The sequence below is a fragment of the Leucobacter sp. PH1c genome (assembly GCF_000633415.1).
Taxonomy (GTDB): domain Bacteria; phylum Actinomycetota; class Actinomycetes; order Actinomycetales; family Microbacteriaceae; genus Leucobacter.
Genome location: NZ_AYMV01000010.1, coordinates 65,785 through 87,201 on the forward strand (window position 1 = coordinate 65,785; position 21,417 = coordinate 87,201).

General features: G+C 71.5%; 16 protein-coding genes. 13 read left to right on the top strand and 3 right to left on the bottom strand.

Annotated elements, in window-relative coordinates:
• The first annotated feature begins 68 nt into the window (after positions 1-68).
• The 4 genes from dnaX (at position 69) to U874_RS0103525 (ending at position 6,594) form a co-directional block, all read left to right on the top strand.
• Positions 69-3,296 (top strand): DNA polymerase III subunit gamma/tau, encoded by a 3,228-nt coding sequence (dnaX, locus tag U874_RS0103510; protein ID WP_369802346.1) that lies wholly within the window; start codon positions 69-71, stop codon positions 3,294-3,296.
• Between the two features lie 78 nt (positions 3,297-3,374).
• Positions 3,375-3,971, top strand: a complete 597-nt coding sequence (recR, locus tag U874_RS0103515) for a recombination mediator RecR (RefSeq protein WP_025133165.1) — start codon at positions 3,375-3,377, stop codon at positions 3,969-3,971.
• A 254-nt stretch (positions 3,972-4,225) separates the two neighbouring features.
• Positions 4,226-5,503 (top strand): aspartate kinase, encoded by a 1,278-nt coding sequence (locus U874_RS0103520; protein ID WP_025133166.1) that lies wholly within the window; start codon positions 4,226-4,228, stop codon positions 5,501-5,503.
• A 29-nt stretch (positions 5,504-5,532) separates the two neighbouring features.
• Complete coding sequence (locus U874_RS0103525; protein ID WP_025133167.1) at positions 5,533-6,594, top strand: aspartate-semialdehyde dehydrogenase; 1,062 nt, start codon at positions 5,533-5,535, stop codon at positions 6,592-6,594.
• 93 nt (positions 6,595-6,687) lie between these two features.
• On the opposite strand, the gene U874_RS0103530 is transcribed toward U874_RS0103525, so the two are convergent.
• Together U874_RS0103530 and U874_RS0103535 are read right to left on the bottom strand one after the other, a co-directional pair.
• Complete coding sequence (locus tag U874_RS0103530) at positions 6,688-7,608, bottom strand: metallophosphoesterase (RefSeq protein ID WP_025133168.1); 921 nt, start codon at positions 7,606-7,608, stop codon at positions 6,688-6,690.
• Between the two features lie 5 nt (positions 7,609-7,613).
• A complete protein-coding gene (locus tag U874_RS0103535) occupies positions 7,614-10,238 on the bottom strand; it encodes a transglycosylase domain-containing protein (protein ID WP_232755861.1) in 2,625 nt (874 codons plus the stop codon).
• A 114-nt stretch (positions 10,239-10,352) separates the two neighbouring features.
• Here U874_RS0103535 and U874_RS14100 point away from each other — a divergent pair, with 114 nt between their 5' ends.
• Positions 10,353-10,523 carry a DUF4177 domain-containing protein gene (locus U874_RS14100; protein WP_115651486.1) on the top strand — a complete coding sequence of 57 codons (171 nt, stop codon included), beginning with the start codon at positions 10,353-10,355 and terminating at the stop codon, positions 10,521-10,523.
• A 3-nt stretch (positions 10,524-10,526) separates the two neighbouring features.
• A complete protein-coding gene (locus U874_RS0103545) occupies positions 10,527-11,003 on the top strand; it encodes a RidA family protein (RefSeq protein ID WP_025133170.1) in 477 nt (158 codons plus the stop codon).
• Between the two features lie 209 nt (positions 11,004-11,212).
• Here the strand turns inward: U874_RS0103545 and acs are convergent, their stop codons facing one another.
• The gene (gene acs, locus U874_RS0103550; protein ID WP_029987559.1) at positions 11,213-13,204 is read right to left on the bottom strand and encodes an acetate--CoA ligase; all 1,992 of its coding nucleotides are present in this window, start codon (positions 13,202-13,204) and stop codon (positions 11,213-11,215) included.
• 637 nt (positions 13,205-13,841) lie between these two features.
• Here acs and U874_RS0103555 point away from each other — a divergent pair.
• From U874_RS0103555 to tmk, 7 genes are all read left to right on the top strand, one after another.
• Positions 13,842-14,789 (top strand): CpaF family protein, encoded by a 948-nt coding sequence (locus U874_RS0103555; protein ID WP_025133172.1) that lies wholly within the window; start codon positions 13,842-13,844, stop codon positions 14,787-14,789.
• On the top strand, positions 14,779-15,834 hold the full coding sequence (locus U874_RS14105; RefSeq protein ID WP_051582784.1) for a type II secretion system F family protein: 1,056 nt from the start codon (positions 14,779-14,781) through the stop codon (positions 15,832-15,834). Before U874_RS0103555 ends, U874_RS14105 begins: the two co-directional genes overlap by 11 nt.
• Positions 15,835-16,183: 349 nt before the next feature.
• A complete protein-coding gene (locus U874_RS15740) occupies positions 16,184-16,564 on the top strand; it encodes a DUF4244 domain-containing protein (protein WP_081809880.1) in 381 nt (126 codons plus the stop codon).
• A gap of 20 nt (positions 16,565-16,584) precedes the next feature.
• Positions 16,585-16,938, top strand: a complete 354-nt coding sequence (locus U874_RS14110) for a hypothetical protein (protein WP_025133174.1) — start codon at positions 16,585-16,587, stop codon at positions 16,936-16,938.
• A complete protein-coding gene (locus tag U874_RS0103575; RefSeq protein WP_025133175.1) occupies positions 16,935-17,789 on the top strand; it encodes a M23 family metallopeptidase in 855 nt (284 codons plus the stop codon). Before U874_RS14110 ends, U874_RS0103575 begins: the two co-directional genes overlap by 4 nt.
• Before the next feature lie 157 nt (positions 17,790-17,946).
• Entirely contained in the window at positions 17,947-20,772 is a 2,826-nt protein-coding gene (topA, locus tag U874_RS0103580; RefSeq protein WP_025133176.1) for a type I DNA topoisomerase, read from the top strand.
• 5 nt (positions 20,773-20,777) lie between these two features.
• Positions 20,778-21,404 (top strand): dTMP kinase, encoded by a 627-nt coding sequence (gene tmk / locus U874_RS0103585; RefSeq protein WP_025133177.1) that lies wholly within the window; start codon positions 20,778-20,780, stop codon positions 21,402-21,404.
• The last annotated feature ends 13 nt before the right edge of the window (positions 21,405-21,417 follow it).

The following is a 21,417-nucleotide window of genomic DNA, read 5'->3' on the forward strand; positions in this document are numbered from 1 at the left end:
TCGCGGGTACCATTGATCTCGTGGTTGCCGCACTCTATCGCCGTTATCGGCCCGAAGCCTTCGCCGAGATGATCGGACAGTCCCAGGTGACTGATCCGCTGATGACCGCGCTCCGCAGCGGTCGCATCGGCCACGCCTACCTGTTCAGCGGCCCGCGCGGCTGCGGCAAGACGACCTCCGCGCGCATTCTCGCGCGCTGCCTGAACTGCGCGGAGGGGCCGACGGACACTCCGTGCGGTGTCTGCCCGAGTTGCGTCGAGCTGAGCCGCGACGGCGGGGGATCGCTCGACGTGGTCGAGATCGACGCCGCGAGCCACGGCGGCGTGGACGATGCGCGCGATCTGCGCGAGCGCGCGGTCTTCGCGCCCGCCCGCGACCGCTTCAAGATCTTCATCATCGATGAGGCGCACATGGTCACGCCGGGCGGCTTCAACGCGCTGCTCAAGATCGTGGAGGAGCCGCCGCCGCACGTGAAGTTCGTCTTCGCGACCACGGAGCCGGACAAGGTGATCGGCACGATCCGCTCGCGCACCCACCACTACCCGTTCCGGCTGATCGCGCCAGGGACCCTCATCGACTACGTGCAGTCGCTCTGCGACAGCGAGGGCGTGCAGGTCGAGCCCGGCGTGCTGCCCCTCGTGGTGCGCGCGGGCGGTGGTTCGGTGCGCGATACGCTCTCGATCCTCGACCAGCTCATCGCCGGTTCCGAGACCGCGCTCGTCACGGCGGAGCGCGCGGCTGGCCTGCTGGGCTTCACGCACACCGAGCTTCTCGATGACGTGGTCACGGCCTTCGGCACGCACGATCCCGCGGCGGCATTCCAGGCGACGGACCGCGTGGTGCAGACGGGGCAGGATCCGCGACGCTTCGTCGAGGATCTGCTGGAGCGCCTCCGCGATCTGATCGTGGTCGGCGCGACCTCGGTCGATGGTGCGGCGGCGGTGTTCCGCGGCGTGCCGCAGGACCAGCTCACCCGCATGTTCGAGCAGGCGCAGCGCTTCGCGCCAGGCGAGCTCTCCCGCACCGCCGATGTGGTGAGCGCGGCGCTCGACTCGATGGCCGGAGCGACCGCGCCGCGGCTGCAGCTCGAGCTGATGGTCGCCCGCGTGCTCGTGCAGGCCGGGGCGAGCGGTGCTGCCGGCGCCCAGACCCAGCCGCCTGCCGCGGCTCCGGCCTCGGCTTCCGTGCCCGCCACGTCGGCGCAGCAGCCCGCTGCTGCCGGATCCATGCCACAGCGCGCCCCGCACGCGACGGCACAGCCCGCGGCGCCCGCCGCTGCTCCCGCGCCTGCCCCTGCCCCCGCGGTGAACCCGCTCTCCGCCGTTGCGGCGGCGCGGAGTGCGGCCGCTGCTCCTGCTCCTGCTCCTGCTCCTGCCGCCGCGCCCGCGGCCCCGTCCGCTCCCGCGGAGCCCGCGGTTCCGAACGCGGCGCAGACCGCGGCCTCCATCCGCGAGTTCCTCCGCGAGGACTCGGCGGGGGCGACGCCCGGCACCGCCGCGGCTGAGCCTGCCGCGGCTGAGCCCGCTCCGGCTGCGGAGGCTCCTGCCGCGCCCGCTCCGGCCGCCGACGCTGCTCCCGCCGCCGATGCTGCTCCCGCCGCCGCCCCGGCTGCGGAGGTTCCCGTCGCGCCCGCGCCCGCGCCCGCCCGTCCCGCGGACGGCTCGACGCCGCACCCCAACGCGGGTGCCGCAGCGTTCGGGCGTCCCATCTCCGACGTGCTCAGTGCGGCGCAGATCGAGAGCATCGGCAGCGAGCCCACCGCCCCGCAGGCGCGGCCCGCTACACCCCAGGCCGAGCGCCCGGTGGCCGCGACGGGCGGAGCGGCCGCTTCGAGCACCGAGACCGGCCCGGCCGGTCTCGTGGACGCCGCAGCAGGCCCCGCCGAGGTCAACGCCGAGGCCGCAGAGGGCGGCGCCGAGACGGGCGAGCACGCCGAGGAGAGCGGCGAGGCCCCCGGCTTCGACGACCTGGTCGAGCTCTGGCCCGAACTGCTCGAGGAGATCCTCGAAGCGGACCGTGACGCCTGGAACGCCGTCTCGCCGGTCGTTCCCGTCGCGCTCGACGGCGACGTGCTGACCGTGGGCCTCGCCTCCGAGTCCGACCTCGCCGCGTTCAAGGCCGCGGGCGCCGGTCCGCTCCGCGAGACGATCCTCTCGGCCGTCGGCATCAGCGTGAAGTACAAGCCGACCCGGGTCGCCTCCGTGAACGGGGGCGCGCAGAGCACCGCGCGCGAGCCCCAGTCCGCCGCCGACGCAGAGGAGCCCCACCGAGGGGCCTCCCCAGCCGCTTCCGCCCAGTCGCCGCAGTCCCCGGCCCCGCAGTCGTCGGCACCGCAGTCGTCGGTCCCGCAGCCGTCCCAGCCGGGTGACGCGGCGGCCGCGCTGGATCCCGTAGCCCGCGCTGCCGCGCGCCTGAACGGGCTCGGCCCCGCACTCGCGGCCCCCGCGTGGGCGGATCCGATGCCCGCGGCTCCGGCGGCTTCGGCGGCTTCGGCGGCGTCCGTGCCGGCACCGGCACCGGCACCGGCGCCCGCTGCCCCGGCTCCGGCCGCGCAGATGCCCAGTGACTCGGCGCCCGTGGCCGCACCGGCTGCCGCCGATCCCGCGGCCCCGGCAGACCCCGCTGTCGCGTCCGATCCCGCGCCAGCTTCCGAGCCTGTGCCCGCGTCTGATCCGGCACCCGCGTCTCATTCGGCGCCCGAGGCCCCGGCTGGCGGAGCGGATCCGTCAGCGCAGCCGCAGAGCCAGAACCCGGGGGAGCGCCCATCCGCGGACACGGCACCTGCTGCACCTGCTGCACCTGCTGCACCGGTCGCACCGGCCGCATCGGCGACCGGTGCGACCGCGCGCGGCGGGGCGGAGCCGCAGCGCGGCACCGCGATCCCGAGCGACCCCTACGCGGGCGGTGATCCCTACGGGGAAGCCGATGCCGCGCCGAGCGACGAGTACGAGGACGCCTATGGCGACCCCTACGGCTCGGCCCCGGCGACGGGCCGCGCGCCCGCGGCTCCCACGTCGCCTGCCGGCCAGCCTGCCGCACCCGCGGCTCCCGCGCCGGCAGCGCCGCGCACCGAAAGCGGAGCTCCAGGGGCATCCGGGACCGCACCCGGGGCCGGGCGCCCGGAGCCCACGGAGTCCGCGCTAGCGGGAAGCCCCGCCGCCGCGCCGGGGTCCGCGCCCGAGGACGGGGACGCCGCGAAGCGCACCGCCCCCGCATTCACGCGCTACGGCGAGGCCGTCGTGCGCGAGGTGCTCGGCGCGCGCTTCGTCGAAGAGCTCCCGCTCCCGCCCCGCTAACGCCCTACACTGAAGCCCGTCGCACTCCGTGCGACGCACGGCGCGCTCGCCGCGCCGCCCAACCGAGGAGGTACGCCCGTGTACGACGGAATCGTCCAGGACCTGATCGACGAGTTCGGGCGCCTCCCCGGCATCGGCCCGAAGTCGGCGCAGCGCATCGCGTTCCACATCCTCCAGACGCAGCACTTCGACGTCTCCCGCCTCGCCGAGCTGCTCAGCGAGGTGCGCGAGAAGGTGCGGTTCTGCGCCGTATGCGGCAACATCACCGAGCAGGAGGAGTGCTCCATCTGCCGGGACCCCCGGCGCGACCACACCCTCATCTGTGTCGTCGAGGAGCCGAAAGACGTCGTCGCGATCGAGCGCACCCGCCAGTTCCGCGGCGTCTACCACGTGCTCGGCGGGGCGATCAGCCCGATCGACGGCATCGGCCCCGACGACCTTGCGATCCCCGCGCTCATGCGCCGCCTCGGCGCAGCCGAGATCCGCGAAGTCATCATCGCCACTGACCCGAACCTCGAGGGCGAGGCAACCGCCGCCTACCTCTCCCGCCTGCTCACGAGCATCGAGGTCCCCGTCTCGCGGCTCGCCTCAGGCCTGCCGGTCGGCGGCGACCTCGAATTCGCCGACGAGGTGACGCTCGGGCGCGCATTCGAGGGGCGCCGCAAGGTCGAGTAGCCCGGCGCCGCCCTGCGGAGGCCCGCAGCACCCGCGGACGCCCGCGCCACACCGCGGAGGCCAGCTCCGCCCCGCCCCGCCTCACCCCGCCCCACCCCGTCTCCCTTTCCTCGGAGAAATCCGATTTCTCGGAGGCACAGCCCGAAAAACCTCCGAAGTTCGCGATATCTCCGAGGGGATCGGCGCCCGAACCCGGCGGACATACGCTTCGCGATAGACTGGCCTCTCGCGTTCGCATTTGAGGAGGAACCCGCGTGGCATTGATCGTGCAGAAGTTCGGGGGCTCGTCGGTTGCCGATGCGGAGAGCATCAAGCGCGTCGCCAAGCGGATCGTCGATACCCGCCGTGCCGGCAACGACGTCGTCGTCGCGGTCAGCGCGATGGGCGACACCACTGACGAGCTGCTCGATCTCGCCGCAGAGTGCACCCCGATCCCGGCACCCCGTGAGCTGGACATGCTGCTCACCGCAGGCGAGCGCATCTCCATGGCGCTCCTCGCGATGACCATCAAGGGGATGGGCCTCGAAGCCCTCTCCTTCACCGGCAGCCAGGCCGGCATGATTACGACCGCAGAGCACGGCTCCGCGAAGATCGTCGACGTCACGCCGGGCCGCGTCCGCGAGGCGCTCGATCAGGGAGCCGTGGCGATCGTCGCGGGCTTCCAGGGCTTCAGCCGCGACTCCCGCGACATCACCACGCTGGGCCGGGGCGGATCCGACACGACCGCCGTCGCCCTTGCCGCCGCGCTCAACGCGGACATGTGCGAGATCTACACCGACGTGGACGGCGTGTTCACGACGGATCCCCGCGTCGTGTCGAAGGCGCGCAAGATCGACGCCATCACCGCCGAGGAGATGCTCGAGCTCGCCGCCTCCGGCGCGAAGGTGCTCCACCTGCGCGCCGTCGAGTACGCGCGCCGCCACGGCGTCGCACTGCACGTCCGCTCGTCCTTCACCAACGAGCCGGGCACCATCGTCTACGACCCCGCACAGGGGCATCCGAAGGGAGAACAGGTGGAAGAGCCGGTCATCACTGGTATCGCAGCCGAGAAGGACGAGGCCAAGGTCACCGTCGGCGGCGTCCCGGACGTCCCGGGGAAGGCCGCGCAGATCTTCGAGATCGTGGCGAAGACCCACGCCAACATCGACATGATCGTGCAGAACGTCTCCGCCGCGAACACGAACCGCACCGACATCTCCTTCACCGTTCCGGTGGGCGACGGCCGTCGGGTGATCGAGGCCCTCGAGGCCGAGCGCGAGTCGCTCGAGTTTGAGAACCTGCAGTACGACGATCAGATCGCGAAGGTCGCCGTCGTCGGCGCCGGGATGCGCACGAGCACGGGCGTCTCCGCCCAGCTGTTCCGTACCCTCTTCGAGGCGGGCATCAACATCGAGATGATCTCCACCTCCGAGATCCGGATCTCCGTCGTCACCCGCGCCGACCTCATGGATCAGGCCGTGCGCGTTCTCCACACCGCGTTCGGACTCGACTCCGACACCGACGCGACGGTCTACGCCGGCACCGGCCGCTAGCCGTCATCTCCACCAGAACAGGACCAGACATGTCTGATCAGCAGGGGCTCAACCTCGCCGTCGTCGGCGCAACCGGCCAGGTGGGCGCAGTGATGCGCCGCCTGCTCGTGGAGCGCGACTTCCCCATCGCCTCCGTGCGCTTCTTCTCGAGCGCCCGCTCCGCGGGCACCGTCCTCGAGTTCCGCGGCGAGCAGATTACGGTCGAGGACGTCGACACCGCGGACAAGAGCGGGATCGATGTCGCGCTCTTTTCCGCGGGCGGCACCGCTTCGAAGCGCTACGCCCCGGAGTTCGCCGCGGCAGGCGCCCTCGTCATCGACAACTCGAGCGCCTGGCGCCTCGACCCCGAGGTGCCGCTCGTCGTCAGCGAGGTCAACCCGCAGGAGATCGACAACGCGCCCAAGGGCATCATCGCGAACCCGAACTGCACCACCATGGCAGCCATGCCCGTGATGCAGGCCCTGCACGCCGAGGCTGGGCTCGAGCGCCTGGTCGTCACCACCTTCCAGGCCGTCTCCGGCTCCGGTCTCGTGGGCGCGCAGGAGCTCGCTGGTCAGGCCACCGCGGCGGTCGAGTCCGGCGCGCTCGAGGCGCTCGTGCACGACGGCTCCGCGGTCACCTTCCCCGCACCCGAGGTCTACACGAAGACCATCGCGTTCGACGTGCTCCCGCTCGCGGGCTCGATCGTCGACGACGGCGAGGGGGAGACGGACGAGGAGAAGAAGCTCCGCAACGAGAGCCGCAAGATCCTCGGCCTGCCCGAGCTGCGCGTTGCCGGCACCTGCGTGCGCGTTCCCGTGTTCACGGGCCACTCGCTCTCGATCAACGCCGAGTTCGCGAACCCGATCTCCGCCGACCGCGCGCGCGAGGTCCTCGCAGCCGCGCCTGGCGTGGCGCTGAGCGACGTGCCCACCCCCCTCGAGGCGGCCGGCCAGGATCCCTCCTTCGTCGGGCGCATCCGCGAAGACCAGTCGGCTCCTGAGGGCCGGGGCCTCGTGCTCTTCATCTCGAACGACAACCTCCGCAAGGGCGCTGCGCTCAACGCGGTGCAGATCGCGGAGCTCGTCGCCGCGAAGCGGCTCGCGAACTAGCGCGAGCAGCGTTCCCGAGAACGCGAGAGGGGGCGGGGCTCATCTGAGCCCCGCCCCCTTTCGCGTCTATCCGGCGTGCGTATCCGGTGTGCGCTAGCTCGCCGCCTCAAGCGTCAGGAGTGACGCCTCCGGGCGGCAGGCGAAGCGCACCGGGGCGTAGATCGAGTTGCCGAGGCCCGCGCTCACGTTGAGGTAGGCGGCGCGGTGCGCGTCGTACCAGACGCTCAGCCCGCGGGCCTGGCCCGTGGGCAGATCGCAGTTCGAGGTCATCGCACCGACGCCCGGCACGCGCACCTGGCCGCCGTGGGTGTGCCCCGCGAGGATCAGCTCGGCATCGTCGCGCAGCAGCTCGCCGAGCGCCTCCTGGTAGGGGGCGTGGACGACGCCGAGGCGCAGAGCCTCGCTCTCGCCCTCCGGCAGCTCGCCCAGCGCGGCGCGCATCGCGGCGACATCGTCGTAGCGGATGTGCGGGTCGTTGAGGCCGAGCAGTTCGATCGCGGTGCCTTGCACCTCGATCCGCGTCGCCGTGTTGTTGAGGTCGATCGCGCCGATCCCCGTGAGGCTCGTGGTGAGCGCCGCGTTGTCGATGTCCGGTTCGCGCGTGCTCAGCCGGCTCGGCTCGAGCAGATACTTCACCGGGTTCTTGAAACGCGGGCCGTAGTAGTCGTTCGAGCCGTGCACGAAGACCGTCGGGGCCGCCTCGGCGAGCGGTTTGAGCGCATGGATCAGCGCGTGCCGCGCCTCCAGGTGGCCCATGAGGTCGCCAGTGAGCACGACGAGGTCGGGGCGCAGCTCGGCGAGCGAGCGCACCCAGTCGATCTTCCGGCTCTGCCACGGGGCGAGGTGCAGATCGGAGAGCTGCAGGATCCGGATCGGGGTGGCCCCGGCCGGGAGCAGCGGCAGCGTGTGGCGGCGCACCGTGAACAGCCGACGCTCGATCACGGTGGCCCAGAGGGTCACTCCCGCCGCGGCCGCTCCGAGAGCGACCGCGGCGGGGCGGGCGGTACGTGCCATCCGGACTAGTTCTTCGCCTTGCAGGCCAGGGTCAGGGTGACCGTGCCGCCCATGGCGGCCTCGGAGCCGCTGTCGGGGCTCACGGACACGACCTTGTCCTTCTTCGGGTCGGGCTTGCCGTCGGCCTCACAGGTGAAGTCGACGGAGGAGAACCCGGCGCTCGCGAGCGTCGACTTCGCATCGTCGCCGCTGCGACCCGTCAGGCCGTCCGGGATCTTCGACGCCTCGCCGTTGCTGCGGTAGACGGTGACGCCGGAGCCGAGCCCGATCTGCTCGCCCGCTGCGGGGCTCGAGGAAGCCGCGAGGCCCTTCGCGACCGAGGAGTCGACCTCGCCGCCGTCGGCGACGTTGAAGCCGAGCTGCGTGAGCATGCTCACGGCCTCGTCGAAGGACTTGCCCTTGACGTCGGGTACCTGGACCATCGTCTGCTGCACCGCGGCCGCCGAAGGCTCGGGGAAGGGGTCGCCGCCGTAGCGGGCGTCCGCAGCGTTCATGATCTGAGGCCAGATGTACTGGTCCGCGTTCATAAGGTCACCGAAGGGCTGCGTGGAGACGCGATCCCAGGTTCCGTCGGCGAGCTGCACGGGGCCGGCGTTGCCCACCCACGTCGCGGTCGCGACCTTGCTGCTCGCGCCGACCGTCCAGTTGTCGCGGATGAAGTCGGTGGTACCGGTCTTCGCAAGGTGCGGGGTGCCGTAGGCGGAGGTCGCGTGCTTCGCGAGGCCGTTCGTCACGGTGTACTGCAGCGCGTAGGCAACGCCCGCGGCGACCTCGGGGGAGAGCGCCTCCGTGCACTTGCTCTTCGTGAAGGGCACTTCTTCGCCGTCGGGGCCCGTGATGAGGTCGATCGGCACGGGCGTGCAGACGGTGCCGTTGCCTGCGAAGGCGCCGTACGCGGCGGCCATCGTGATGGGCGCGATCTCGTCGATACCGCCGTAGACGTTCGAGGGCACCATGCTGAGGTCCGTCGTGCCGTAGGTCGGGAGATCCGGGTTCGTCTGCGGGGCCGCGCGGTGGATGCCGAGCTTCTTCGCGGTCTCGAAGGTGCCGCAGAGGTCCATCTTCTGCTGCATCGAGACGAGGCCGCCGTTGACGGACTGGGCCATCGCGGTGAGCACGGTCTGGTTGCCGCGCGTGAAGTTGTTGTCGTTCTGGAACGTGAAGGTTCCGTAGCCGTAGACGCCGCCGTCCATGCACGAGGCCTTGATGGAGTTCTCGTTGACGGTGCGCGCGTTCACGTTCACGATGTCGCGCACGGAGTGGCCCGTCTGGATCCACTCGGCGAGGGTGACGGCCTTGAACGTCGAGCCGACCTGGAAGCCGCCCGATCCGCCGTACTCGTAGTCGGTGTTGTAGTTGATCGCGGAGTAGCCCGGATCCGACTCGATCACCGCCGGGTCGTTGCTGAACGGCCGGTTCTGCACCATGGATAGCACGCGTCCGGTGTTCACCTCGACGCTGCTCGACGCGGAGCCGACGTCGATTCCGTCCATCTGGGCGGGCACGGTCGCGTGGGTCGCGTCGAGGCCGGCGCGCTGCATGTCGAGATCGATCGTGGTGTAGATCTGGTACCCGCCGCGGCTGAAGTTGAACTCGCGCTCGGCCGGGGTCTCACCGAAGTTCGGATCCTGCTTGATGTAGCGCTGCACGTAGTCGCAGAAGTGGCCGAGGCCGTAGTTCGCCTCGGCGACGCTGCAGCCCGCGACGCGGGGCGTGATCTGCGGCTCGACCTCGGTCGCAACCGCCTCGTCGTGCTCCGCCTGCGTGATCTTGCCGGTCCGCAGCATGCTGTCGAGGATCTTGTTGCGGCGTTCCTTGTTCGCGGGAATGTTCTCGGGCACGTCGATCTGGAGGTGACCCGGGTTGTTCACGATCGCGACGAGGCTCGCGGCCTGCGCCAGCGAGAGATCCTTCGCCGAGGTGTTGTAGTAGTAGTGCGCGGCGGACTCGATGCCGTAGATGGTGCGACCGAACAGCGCGATGTTGAGGTACCCGAGCAGGATCTCATCCTTCGGGAACTTCTTCTCGATGCTGATCGCGAGCTTCATCTCCTTGAGCTTGCGCTCCATGTCCTGCTTCATCGCCTCTTCGTAGGCGGCGTCCTGCTTCTCCTTGTCGGGGATCGCGAGGGCCTCCTGGATGAGCACGTTGCGGACGTACTGCATGGTGATGGTGGACGCGCCGGAGAGGTTCTTGCCGGCCGCGTTCTGCAGCACCGCGCGGCCCGTGGCGAGCACGTCGACGCCGCCGTGGGTGTAGAAGCGCGGATCCTCCTCGGCGACCGCGGCATCCTTCACATGCTGGGAGATGTCGTCCCAGCCGACGGTCTCGCGGTCCTGATCGTAGAACTCGGCGAGCTTGTAGGTCGTGCTGTCCGCTCCCGTGGCCCACAGCGTCGACGGCTCGGCCAGGCGGCCCGGGTCGAGGTGGTCCGGAAGGCGGTCGAAGATCTCGATCGCGGAGTTCGCCGCGGTGCCGCTCAGCGCGACGACCGGGGTGACGGCTGCGGTGACGAGCACCCCGGCGATCGCGCTCATGGCGATGGCGCCGAGGATGCCTCCGAGGGCTCCGCCCGCGCTGCGCGGCTTCATTGAGCGCACGCGCGAGGACTGGGGTGTCTGTCGGGTCATAAGATTAAGGGTATGCGACGTAGCTGAAAATCCACGAACGCCGTGGGGTGATGCAGTTGCGCGCGCATGATCGATCCGGACCCGATCCGGCCGCTTTCCGAGGGAGATCCGAACGTGAGTGAAGTGACCGAAACGACGCAGTGGGAGTACTTCGTGACCCCCCTGCTCCTGCACAATGAGGCCCAGATTCTCAACAACTGGGGTGGGCAGGGCTGGGAGCTCGTGCAGATCATCGAAGGACCGGCCGGCGGCAACGTCGCGTACCTGAAGAGGAAGAAGGGCTAATCCATGTCGTCAGTAATTGAGGATCGTCTGAGCGAGCTCGGCTTCCAGATCCCCGAGGTGGCCGCAGCGGTCGCCGCCTACGTCCCCGCGCTCCGCGACGGCAACTACGTCTACACGGCGGGCCAGCTCCCGTTCGTCGACGGCGCGCTTCCCGAGACCGGCAAGGTCGGCGTCGGCGAGGGGCTCGTCTCGCCCGAGCGTGCCGAGGAGCTCGCGCAGCTCTGCGCCCTCAACGCCCTCGCCGCGGTGCGCGGCGTCGTCGGCTCGCTCGACCGCATCTCGCAGGTCGTGAAGGTCACCGCCTTCGTCGCGTCCGACCCCTCCTTCACGGGGCAGCCCGCCGTCGCGAACGGCGCCTCGGTCTTCCTGGGCCGCGTCTTCGGCGACCTGGGCATTCACGTCCGCTCCGCCGTGGGCGTCGCGGTGCTGCCGCTCGACGCTCCCGTGGAGATCGAGTTCGTCTTCAAGATCGAGGACTAGGCGGAAGCCCTCCCGAGTGGGGACGGGGTGCGCGCGTCAGCGCGAGTCCCCTTCCCCGGTTCCTCGGAGAAATCAGAAATCTCGGAGCCCATCACGTGAAGGGCTCCGAGATTTCTGATTTCTCCGAGAAGTGAGATGCGGATCCCGCGCTTCGAAGAAGTGAGACGAGGATCCCGCGCTCCGAGCGAAGAGCGCAGGATCCCCGCTCGCTACTTGGCCGCCCGCTCCCGGCGCACGCGATCCGAGATCGTCTGCATCACCGCGGTGTCGGCGAGCGTGGTCGTGTCGCCCACCTCGCGCCCCTCGGCGGCGTCCTTCAGGAGGCGCCGCATGATCTTGCCCGATCGAGTCTTCGGCAGTTCGTTCACGATGAACACCTGGCGGGGCCGGGCGATCGCACCGATCTGCGCTGCGACGTGCTTCTTCAGCTCGACCTCGGCGTCCTCCGGATCCAGCAGCGTCTGCTGCGACTTCAGGATCACGAACGCGACGACCGCCTGACCCGTGGTCTCGTCGTCGGCGCCGACCACCGCGGACTCGGCCACGGCGTGGTGCTCCACGAGCGCCGACTCGATCTCGGCGGTCGACAGCCGGTGGCCGGACACGTTCATGACGTCGTCGACCCGGCCGAGCAGCCAGATGTCGCCGTCCTCGTCGAGGCGCGCGCCGTCGCCGGCGAAGTACTGATCACCGAACTTCGACCAGTAGGTGTCGATGAAGCGCTGCGGGTCGCCCCAGATGCCGCGCACCATGGACGGCCACGGGCGCTGGATCACGAGCAGACCGCCCTGGCCGCGCTTCACGGGCTCGCCCTCCTCGGTGAGCACGGCGGCGGAGATGCCGGGAAGCGGGGTCTGCGCGCTGCCGGGCTTCAGCGCGGTGATCCCGGGCAGCGGCGAGATCATGAGCGCGCCGGTCTCCGTCTGCCACCAGGTGTCCACGATGGGGGCGCGGCCGCCGCCGATCACCTCGTGGTACCAGCGCCACGCCTCGGGGTTGATCGGTTCGCCGACGGATCCGAGCAGCCGGATGCTCGACAGATCGTACTGCTCGGGCACCTGCCGGCCGACCTTCATGCACGCGCGGATCGCGGTCGGCGCGGTGTAGAAGATCGTCACGCCGTACTTCTGGATGATCGACCACCAGCGGCCCCAGTCGGGGGTCTCAGGGGTGCCCTCGTAGATGACCTGCGTCGCGCCGTTCGCGAGCGGACCGTAGACCACGTAGCTGTGCCCCGTGATCCAGCCGATGTCGGCGGTGCACCAGTAAACGTCGGTGTCGGGCTTCAGATCGAAGACGTTGCGGTGCGTGGTGCTCGCCTGCGTCAGGTAGCCGCCAGAGGTGTGGAGGATGCCCTTCGGCTTGCCCGTGGTGCCCGAGGTGTAGAGGATGAACAGCGGGTTCTCCGCGGGGAAGCCCTGCGGGGTGTGCTCGCCGTCGAACGCCGTGATCTCCTCGTGCCACCAGAGATCGCGGCCTGGCTCCATCACCACGTCGTTCTCGGTGCGCTGCACGACGAGCACCCGCTGTGCGGTGCTGCCGCCGCCGTGGAGCGCGAGCGCGTCGTCGACGGTGGGCTTCAGCGCCGAGACGCGGCCCTTCCGGTAGCCGCCGTCGGCCGTGATCACGAGCTCGGCCTCGGCGTCGTCGATGCGTGCGCGGAGGCTCTCAGCGCTGAACCCGCCGAACACGACGGAGTGCGCGGCCCCGAGGCGCGCGACCGCGAGCATGGCGATGATCGTCTCGGGGATCATCGGCATGTAGATCGCCACGCGATCGCCCGCTGCCACGCCGAGGCTCGTGAGCATGTTCGCGGCGCGCTTCACCTCGTGGGTGAGCTCGGCGTAGCTGATGCTGCGGGAGTCGCCCGGCTCGCCCTCGAAGTGGATCGCAATGCGGTCGCCGAGTCCGGCCGCGACGTGGCGGTCGAGGCAGTTCTCCGCGACGTTCAGCTCGCCGTCGGCGAACCACTTCGCGAAGGGCGGGTTCGTCCAGTCGAGAATCTCGGTGAACGGCTTGCGCCAGTGGAGCTGCTCGGCCTGCTCGGCCCAGTAGGTTTCGGGATCCTCCGCCGCGCGCCAGTAGACCGACGGATCGGAGAGGTTGGCCTGCCCCACGAAGTCGGGGCTGGGCGGGAAAGTCTCGGTGCTCTCGGCATTCTGCAGCGGGTGGCTTTCGATCGTGCCGTTCTGATCAGTCATGGACGCCCTTATCCGTGTTGGTGGTGAAACGTCCCCTCGGTGTACTCACGAGGGGACGCTGAATTCACCCCCAGGGTATACCGTCGCCCGAACCCCGCCCACACCCGGAAGTATGGAGTGCCCGCGCCCGTCCCCTCCACATTCTCGGGGGATCGGCCGCCCCGCTCGCGCGACCGGATTCACTGATCGCATGACACGAATTCTGGATCCTGACGCGCCCCGCGCGCGGCGCAGAACCGCTCGGATCGCTCCTCACGCCCCGACCACTTCTCACGCTCCGCCCACTCGGCCCACTCCGCCCACTCCGCCCGCCCCGCTCGCCGGCCCGCCGTGGTTGCTCGCGGCCGTGGCCCGCTACGCCCCGCCGGGGCCCTCCGCCGTTCCCGCCGCGCTGGCCGCTCGCCCGGTCGCTGGTCCGGCAGAGCTGGCCGCGCGAGCGTCGGTCCCCGCGCTGGCGCTCGTGCCGGCTCCCGCGTCCGCGGGGGCGCGGTCCTCCCCGCCTCGGGCATCGTCCGGGCCCTCATCCCGGCCCGTGTCTCCTGCGCCGCGGGCGCGGGCGCGGGCCGGGCCCGCCCTCGGAGCACGCACCTCCCAGCTCCCGCTGCCCGCCCGCCGCGCGCTCGGGGGGCTGCTGCCGGTGCTCGATCGGCCGGGTCTCCGGGATCTCCTCCTGCAGGTCGCGGAGGGCGCGGGCGCACTCTGGCTCGATGAAGGGGCCGGGCCGCGCCGGGTGCCCGGCTGGCGTTCCACGCCCGAGGCGGTGCATCGGCTCGCGACGGCGCTCATCGCCGTTGGCGGGCGCCACCTCGATGAGCTGCGACCCTGCGCCGACGTGCGCATCGGCGACGGGATCCGCGTCCATGCCGTGCTCCCACCCGTCGCGGTGGGCGGTGCGGCCGTCTCGGTCCGTGTCCCGCGACTCGAACGGCCGAGCTTCTCCGAGCTCGTGCGCCGGGGGCTCTGCGGAGCGGCTGCGGCGTCGGTGCTCCGGCGAGCGGTGCGCGAGCGCCGCAACCTGCTGATCACGGGCGGGACGGGGAGCGGGAAAACGACGTTGCTCGCGGCGCTCCTCGACCTGGCGGATCCCGGCGAGCGGATCATCACGATCGAGGATCTCGCCGAACTTCGGCTCCGGCACCCGCACGTGGTCGCGCTCGAAGCACGCCCGGCGAGCGCCGAAGGGGTGGGGCGCGTGACCCTCGACGAGCTCCTCCGCGAGGCGCTCCGCATGCGTCCGGACCGGATCGTGCTGGGCGAGTGCCGCGGAGCCGAGCTCGGCACGCTCTTCGCAGCGCTCAACACAGGCCACGACGGCGGCGCGGGGACGGTGCACGCGAGCCGCATCGCCGAGGTGCCGGCACGGCTCGAAGCGCTCGGCGCGCTGGCAGGCCTCGACCGCTCCGCGCTCGCGCGGCAGGCTGTCGCGGCGGTCGACCTCGTCGTCCACCTCAGCCGGGCGCAGGGGCGACCGCGGATTTCCGGCGCGGCGTCGCTGCGCATCGGGCAGGACGGCACGCTGGCGCTCGGCCCACCACTCGGCGCGCAGCGGCCTCGGCCTCGGGCCGCGCACGCCCATGCGGCGTAGCCTCGGCGCGTTCCTCCGCGCCCGTACCCATCGCTCGGAGGGCGGTGCCGCCGCCGTGGCCGCGCTCGCCCTGCGCGCTGCGGCGCTGCTCCGCGGAGGCGTGCGGCCGGGGCAGCTCTGGGGCACGATCGCGGACACGAGCGGGACCCGCGGTCCGTCCGCGCGCCGCGGGCAGACCACCGCGGGCACGGGTTCGGCGGGGCGCCGTTCGGCGGGGCACCGTTTGGCGGCGCCGCGCTCAGCGGGGGCCGGCAGCGCAGAGCTGGGGGTGCTCGCCCGGGGGATCGCCGCGCTCGTCGCAGCGGGGACCCCAGTGGAACACGCGCTCGCGGCGCAGCCGGATCCGCCCTGGCGCGTGCTTGCGGCAGCCTGGCGGCTCGCGGAGCAGAGCGGCGCTCCCCTCGCCCCCGCGCTCGAGCGCATCGGCACGGCGTGCGCGGAGCTCGCGCGCCTGGACGAGCGCCGCTCGGTGCTCCTTGCCGGGCCACGGGCAACGGTGCGGCTCGTGCTCGCGCTCCCGGTGCTCGCGTTCGGCCTGGGTGCGGCGCTCGGCTTCGACCCGTTCGCCGTGCTCCTCACCGGGCCAGGGGCCGCGCTGCTCTGCGGGGGAAGCGCGCTGATGGGAGCCGGGATCGCCTGGACCCGTGCCCTGCACCGGCAGGCCGAGCGCGCCGACACGGTGGCGGGGCTCGAGTGCGAGCTCCTCTGGGTCGCGCTCGGGGGAGGGGCGGCGCCCGCACAGGCTCGGCTGCGCACCGCGGATGCCGTCGACGCGCTGGCTGCGGAGTGGGTGCCGCTCGAGCGGTTCTGCCGTGGCGAACTGCTCGACACCACGCTCGCGACCGCAGCCGGGACCGGGGCGGCGCTCGGGCCACTGCTGCTGGCGGAAGCCGGAGCTGCACGCCTGCGCGCGGAAGCCCAGCTGGAGCGAGACGCCGAGCGCTTCGGCGTGCGCATTCTGCTCCCGCTCGGCTGCTGCGTGCTCCCGGCGTTCGTCGCGACGGGCGTCGCGCCCGTGGTGCTCTCGATGCTGGGCGGGCTGTGATCCCAGATCGCCAGCCTGCCGCTCACAGCGCGCGTTCCCCGGGCCGCGCGCACCGCTCTCCACAGATCCGCCACGGCCCTGCATGCAATTGCGGCCCACGGGGAAGCTTGATCCACCGGCACCCGCCGGGCCGTGCTCCGTGAAAGGACGACTCATGCCCCCTCGCCTGCACCTCGTTTCTGACCGTGCCCGGCCCACCGTGGCCGCCCCCACACCCGTCACCCCCACACTCGGCATCGCCGCCGCAGCAGCGCTCGCAGCGGCAGCCCCTGCGGCAGCCCCAGCAGCTGCCGTCACCACCGATGGAAGTCCGGGGCGCGCCGAGCGTGAGCGCGAGCGCGCTCGCCGCATGCATCCAGCGCGCGGCACCCGAGCTGCGGACGCCATCGCACCCAGACGCCTCTCGGCGATCCGCGCGGTTCCCGGCAGCGCGGCTCGCGCCATTGCGCCTTCCCCCGACGGGCCGCGTTCCGGCGCAGCCTGCACGAACGCAAGAACCGGTGGCCGCGGCGGCGCGACTGGTCCGGCGCGTGCGTCACGCGGGCGATGCCTCCTCCGGTCCCTGCGCCGCTTCGGTGCGGAAGAACGCGGGGCCGTCACTGCGGAGTACGCCATCGTCATCCTCGCGGCGGTCGCGTTTGCGGGGCTCCTCGTGGCAATCCTGCAGTCCGCCGAGATCCGCGCGATGCTCGTCGGGCTCGTCGAGCAAGCGCTCGGCACGAGTGAGTGAGTGAGTGAGTGAGTGAGTGAGTGAGCGCGCGTGAGTTCCTGCGCGACGAGCGAGGTTCGGTCACCGCCGAATTCGCCGTCGTGCTTCCCGCAGTCGTCGCCGTGCTCGGGCTCGTGATCGGCGGGGTGTGGCTCGCCGCCCACCGCATCGCCCTCGTCTCGATCGCGGCAGAGCTCTGCCGGGCCGAGGCGCGGGGCGAGCGAGGGGCGGCCGAGCAGCACCTCGCTTGGCTTCCAGCGGGAACAACCGTGTCCCGCGAGAATCACGAGGGCGTGCTCTGCGTCACCCTGCGGACGAAACCTGCCGAAGGGCTCCTGCGCGTCGTGACGCTCAGCGTCGAATCCTGCGCAGCCGTGAGCGAGGGAGCAGCATGAGCGCCCCCGCGCTCCTCGCGTGCGCCGCCGCCGCGGTCTGCCTCGGACTTCCGGTGCTCGCCGCGGCAGGGCAGCTCGAAGCCCGGCACCGTGCGAGCGCTGCGGCCGATGCCGCGGCGCTCGCCGCAGCCGATGCCGCGAGCGGGTGGATCACCGCGGAGCCGTGCGAGATCGCGGGTGCCGTCGCCGCCGAGATGGACGCCTCCGTGATCGAGTGCACGGTTGAGGAACGCCGCGGTGCGGCGCGGGTCCGCGTGCGGATCGGAGCCCCGCTCGGGGGTGCGGAAGGCCGGGCGCACGCGGGACCGCCCCCGTCTCCGGGTGGCGCCGGGCACCCGGATGGGCCGGACGAGCCAGGCCACCCGGGCTCAGGCACGGGAGTGGGGGCCGGCTGGGTCTGGCCCGCGGCGAGCCGTGGACTGACACAGGGATTCCATGACGGCTTCGCGATCGATCTCGACGTTCCGCTGGGCGGGCATCTCCTCGCGCCGAACTCGGGGGTCGTCGTGTTCGTGGGCGCCGATGGCGGCCCGACTCCCGGAGCGTGCCTCGCACAGCCGGACTGGTGGCGCGGGGCGAATCACACGGTGATCATCCGACACGAGATCGCGGGGCGCACGCTCTTCAGCTCGCACAACCACATTGAACCGGGCTCTCCCGAGACGCTCGGGATCCGCGTGGGATCCGTGGTGGCTCCCGGGCAGCCCGTCGCCCGTGCCGGGATGAGCGGCTGCACCTCGGGCCCGCACAGCCACTTCACGATCGCGAGCGGTCCGCGAAATGCCTTCCCCGACATCGACCCATTCACCGTCCTCGGAAACGGCGGGCAGCGCGCCGGAGAACGACCCTGAAACGCACGTGAAATGGAGGCCCCCATAATAGAGAGGAGAAACATCGACTCGGAGCATGCCGATTTCCCCGGTGATCCTGTGTATCGTTTCGGTGCAGAACCCTGAGTGACGGCGGCGGACACGCGCGCGCCGCGCTCGAAGCAATGAAGGAGACCCCGTGGCGGGTACGAAGAAACTTGTGATCGTCGAGTCGCCGACCAAGGCGAAGACGATTGGCGGCTATCTGGGCGACGACTACGAGGTCATCGCGTCCGTGGGCCATGTGCGCGACCTTGCGGAGCCCTCCGAGCTCCCCGCCGAACTCAAGAAGGGCCCGTTCGGCAAGTTCGCCGTCGACGTCGAGAACGACTTCGCGCCCTACTACGTCGTCAACGACAACAAGAAGAAAACGGTCTCCGAGCTGAAGCGCGCGCTCAAGGGCGCCGACGAAGTCTGGCTCGCAACCGATGAGGACCGGGAGGGAGAGGCGATCGCCTGGCACCTCCTGGAAGTCCTCAAGCCCAAGGTGCCCGTCCGACGCATGGTCTTCCACGAGATCACGCAGGAGGCCATCGAGCAGGCCAAGCAGAACACCCGCGACCTCGACACCGCGCTCGTCGACGCGCAGGAGACCCGCCGCATCCTCGACCGCCTCTACGGGTACGACATCTCGCCCGTACTGTGGCGCAAGGTCGCACCGAAGCTCTCCGCAGGCCGCGTGCAGTCGGCGGCGACCCGCCTCGTGGTCGACCGCGAGCGCGAGCGCCAGGCGTTCCGCGCCGCCGAGTACTGGGACCTCACCGCGACGTTCCACCCCGCAGCCGACGCGCCCGATGTGACGGCGTTCGCCGCCCGCCTCGTGCGCCTCGACGGCCAGCGCCTCGCCACCGGCGGCGACTTCGGCGACGACGGCGAGCTCACCGCGAAGGCCCAGAAGGCCGGGGCCGTCCCGCTCGCGCAGGCCCGCGCCGAAGCGCTCGCCGCGCTCATCACGGCGGATACGCCCGCGAACGTGCGCTCCGTCGAGACGAAGCCGCACACGCGCCGCCCCGCCGCACCGTTCACCACCTCCACGCTGCAGCAGGAGGCCTCGCGCAAGCTGCGCTACAGCTCGCGCCAGACCATGTCGTTCGCGCAGTCGCTCTACGAGAACGGCTACATCACCTATATGCGTACCGACTCGCCCACGCTCTCGAAGCAGGCGATCCAGGCGGCGCGCTCGCAGGCCGCGGAACTGTACGGCGCGGAAACGCTCCCCGAGAAGCCCCGCGTCTACACGGGCAAGGCGAAGGGTGCGCAGGAGGCCCACGAGGCCATCCGCCCCGCCGGCGACGTGTTCCAGCGGCCGACCGCGCTCAAGGGCAAGCTGACGCAGGGCGAGCACGCCCTCTACGAGCTGATCTGGAAGCGCACCGTGGCGAGCCAGATGGCCGACGCCAAGGGCTCGACCGACACGGTCACGCTCGAGGCGAGCGTCACCGAGGCGGATCGTACGGCGCCCACCTCCGTCGAGTTCACGGCGAGCGGCACCGTCATCACCTTCCCCGGCTTCCTCCTCGCGTACGAGGAAGGGCGCGACGAGAAGCGCGGCGACGCCGAGCAGAACGTGTCGCTCCCGCAGCTCAGCACCGGCCAGCAGCTCGCGGTCACCGATCCCGAGGCCAAGGGCCACGAGACGAGCCCGCCCCCGCGCTACACCGAGGCGAGCCTCACGAAGCGACTCGAGGAGCTCGGCATCGGGCGCCCGTCGACGTACGCGGCGATCATCAGCACGATCATGGACCGCGGCTACGTCACGAAGAAGGGGCAGGCCCTCGTCCCGAGCTGGATCGCGTTCTCCGTGGTGCGGCTCCTCGAGGAGCATTTCAGCGCGCTCGTGAACTACGACTTCACGGCCGAGATGGAGAACGACCTCGACCGGATCGCTGCGGGCGAGACCGACCGCAGCAAGTGGCTCGGCGAGTTCTACTTCGGCACGGACGCCCACCCGGGCCTCCGCGGCGTCGTCGACAACCTCGGCGAGATCGACGCGCGGGCGATCAACACGATCCGCATCGACGACGAGATCTCCCTCCGCAACGGCAAGTACGGCCCGTACCTCGAGGTCTTCGACGAGAAGAGCGAGGTCGGCGAGGATGGCGCGCTCAAGCCGCGCACCGTGAACATCCCGGACGGGCTCGCGCCCGACGAGCTGACGCCGGCGAAGGCGCACGAGCTCGCCGACGCGGAGCCCGCGGAAGACCGCGTGGTCGGTCTGCACCCCACCACGGGCAAGCGCATCATCGCGAAGAACGGTCGCTTCGGCCCCTACGTGACCGAGCTCCCGGACGAGGGCGAGGAACTGCCGAAGGGGCAGAAGCCGCGCACCGCCTCCCTCTTCAAGAGCATGGATCCCGCGACCGTCGATCTTGAGACCGCCACCGCGCTGCTCGATCTGCCGCGCGTGGTCGGTGCAGACCCCGAGACGGGCACCGAGATCACCGCGCAGAACGGGCGCTACGGCGCCTACCTGAAGAAGGGCACCGACACGCGCTCGCTGCCGAGCGAGGACGCGATCTTCGCGATCGACCTCGCGGGCGCGCAGGAGCTCTTCGCGCAGCCGAAGTACGGCGCACGCAAGGCGTCGAGCGCGCTGAAGGAATTCGACGCGGATCCCGTGAGCGGGAAGCCGGTGCGCGTGCGCGACGGCCGTTTCGGCCCCTACGTGACCGACGGTGAGACGAACGCGACGATCCCGCGCGGCGACAGCGTCGAGGACATCACGTTCGAGCGCGCGATCGAGCTGCTCGCGATCAAGCGAGCCAAGGGCCCGGCGAAGAAGAAGGCGCCCGCGAAGAAGGCCGCGGCGAAGAAGAAGGCGCCCGCGAAGAAGGCACCCGCCAAGAAGACCGCGGCGAAGGCGGTCGACCCCGCGCGCTCCGCAGCCGCGAAGAAGGCGGCGGAGACGCGCAAGGCGAACGCGGCGAAGAAGGCGGCCGAGGCCGCCGCGGCAGCGGGCGAGTGAGCGAGGTGCGCGGGATCTTCATCACCCTCGAGGGGGGTGATGGGGCGGGGAAGACCACCCAGGCCGAGCTGCTCCAGGAGTGGTTCGCCGCGCGCGGCCGCGAGGTCGTGCGCACCCGCGAACCCGGCGGTACACCGCTCGGCGCCGAGATCCGTCGCTTGCTGCTCCACGGCGGGGACGAGATCGGCGCGGTGGACCCCCGCGCGGAGGCCCTGCTCTACGCCGCCGACCGCGCGCAGCACGTCGCCGCCGTCGTGCGCCCCGCGCTTGCCCGCGGTGCCGCCGTGGTGCAGGACCGCTACATCGACTCCTCGCTCGCCTACCAGGGCGCGGGCCGCGTGCTCGACGTCGGCGAGGTGCGCGCACTCAGCGAGTGGGCCGTCGAGGGGCTCTGGCCCCACCTGACGGTCCTCTTGGATCTGCCGACCGCTGCCGCGGCCGAGCGCCGCCGGGCGCGCGGCGGGGCGAGCGACCGTCTCGAAGCGGAGGCCGAGGCGTTCCACGATGCCGTGCGCTCCGGGTTCCTCGCGCTGGCCGCCGCGGATCCCGAGCGGTTCCTCGTGCTCGACGCCACCGCCCCGGTGGACGAACTGCACGAGCGGATCATCGCGCGCGTGGCCGAGCTCGGCTGATCCCGCGCAACAC

Excerpts from the sequence above, each read along its gene's own strand:
- dnaX (WP_369802346.1), top strand. The coding sequence starts at position 69 with ATGATCGGACAGTCCCAGGTGACTGATCCGCTGATGACCGCGCTCCGC.
- U874_RS0103525 (WP_025133167.1), top strand. The coding sequence starts at position 5,533 with ATGTCTGATCAGCAGGGGCTCAACCTCGCCGTCGTCGGCGCAACCGGC.
- U874_RS0103530 (WP_025133168.1), bottom strand. The coding sequence starts at position 7,608 with ATGGCACGTACCGCCCGCCCCGCCGCGGTCGCTCTCGGAGCGGCCGCG.
- U874_RS0103535 (WP_232755861.1), bottom strand. The coding sequence starts at position 10,238 with ATGACCCGACAGACACCCCAGTCCTCGCGCGTGCGCTCAATGAAGCCG.
- U874_RS0103545 (WP_025133170.1), top strand. The coding sequence starts at position 10,527 with ATGTCGTCAGTAATTGAGGATCGTCTGAGCGAGCTCGGCTTCCAGATC.
- acs (WP_029987559.1), bottom strand. The coding sequence starts at position 13,204 with ATGACTGATCAGAACGGCACGATCGAAAGCCACCCGCTGCAGAATGCC.
- U874_RS14105 (WP_051582784.1), top strand. The coding sequence starts at position 14,779 with ATGCGGCGTAGCCTCGGCGCGTTCCTCCGCGCCCGTACCCATCGCTCG.
- U874_RS15740 (WP_081809880.1), top strand. The coding sequence starts at position 16,184 with ATGCATCCAGCGCGCGGCACCCGAGCTGCGGACGCCATCGCACCCAGA.
- U874_RS0103575 (WP_025133175.1), top strand. The coding sequence starts at position 16,935 with ATGAGCGCCCCCGCGCTCCTCGCGTGCGCCGCCGCCGCGGTCTGCCTC.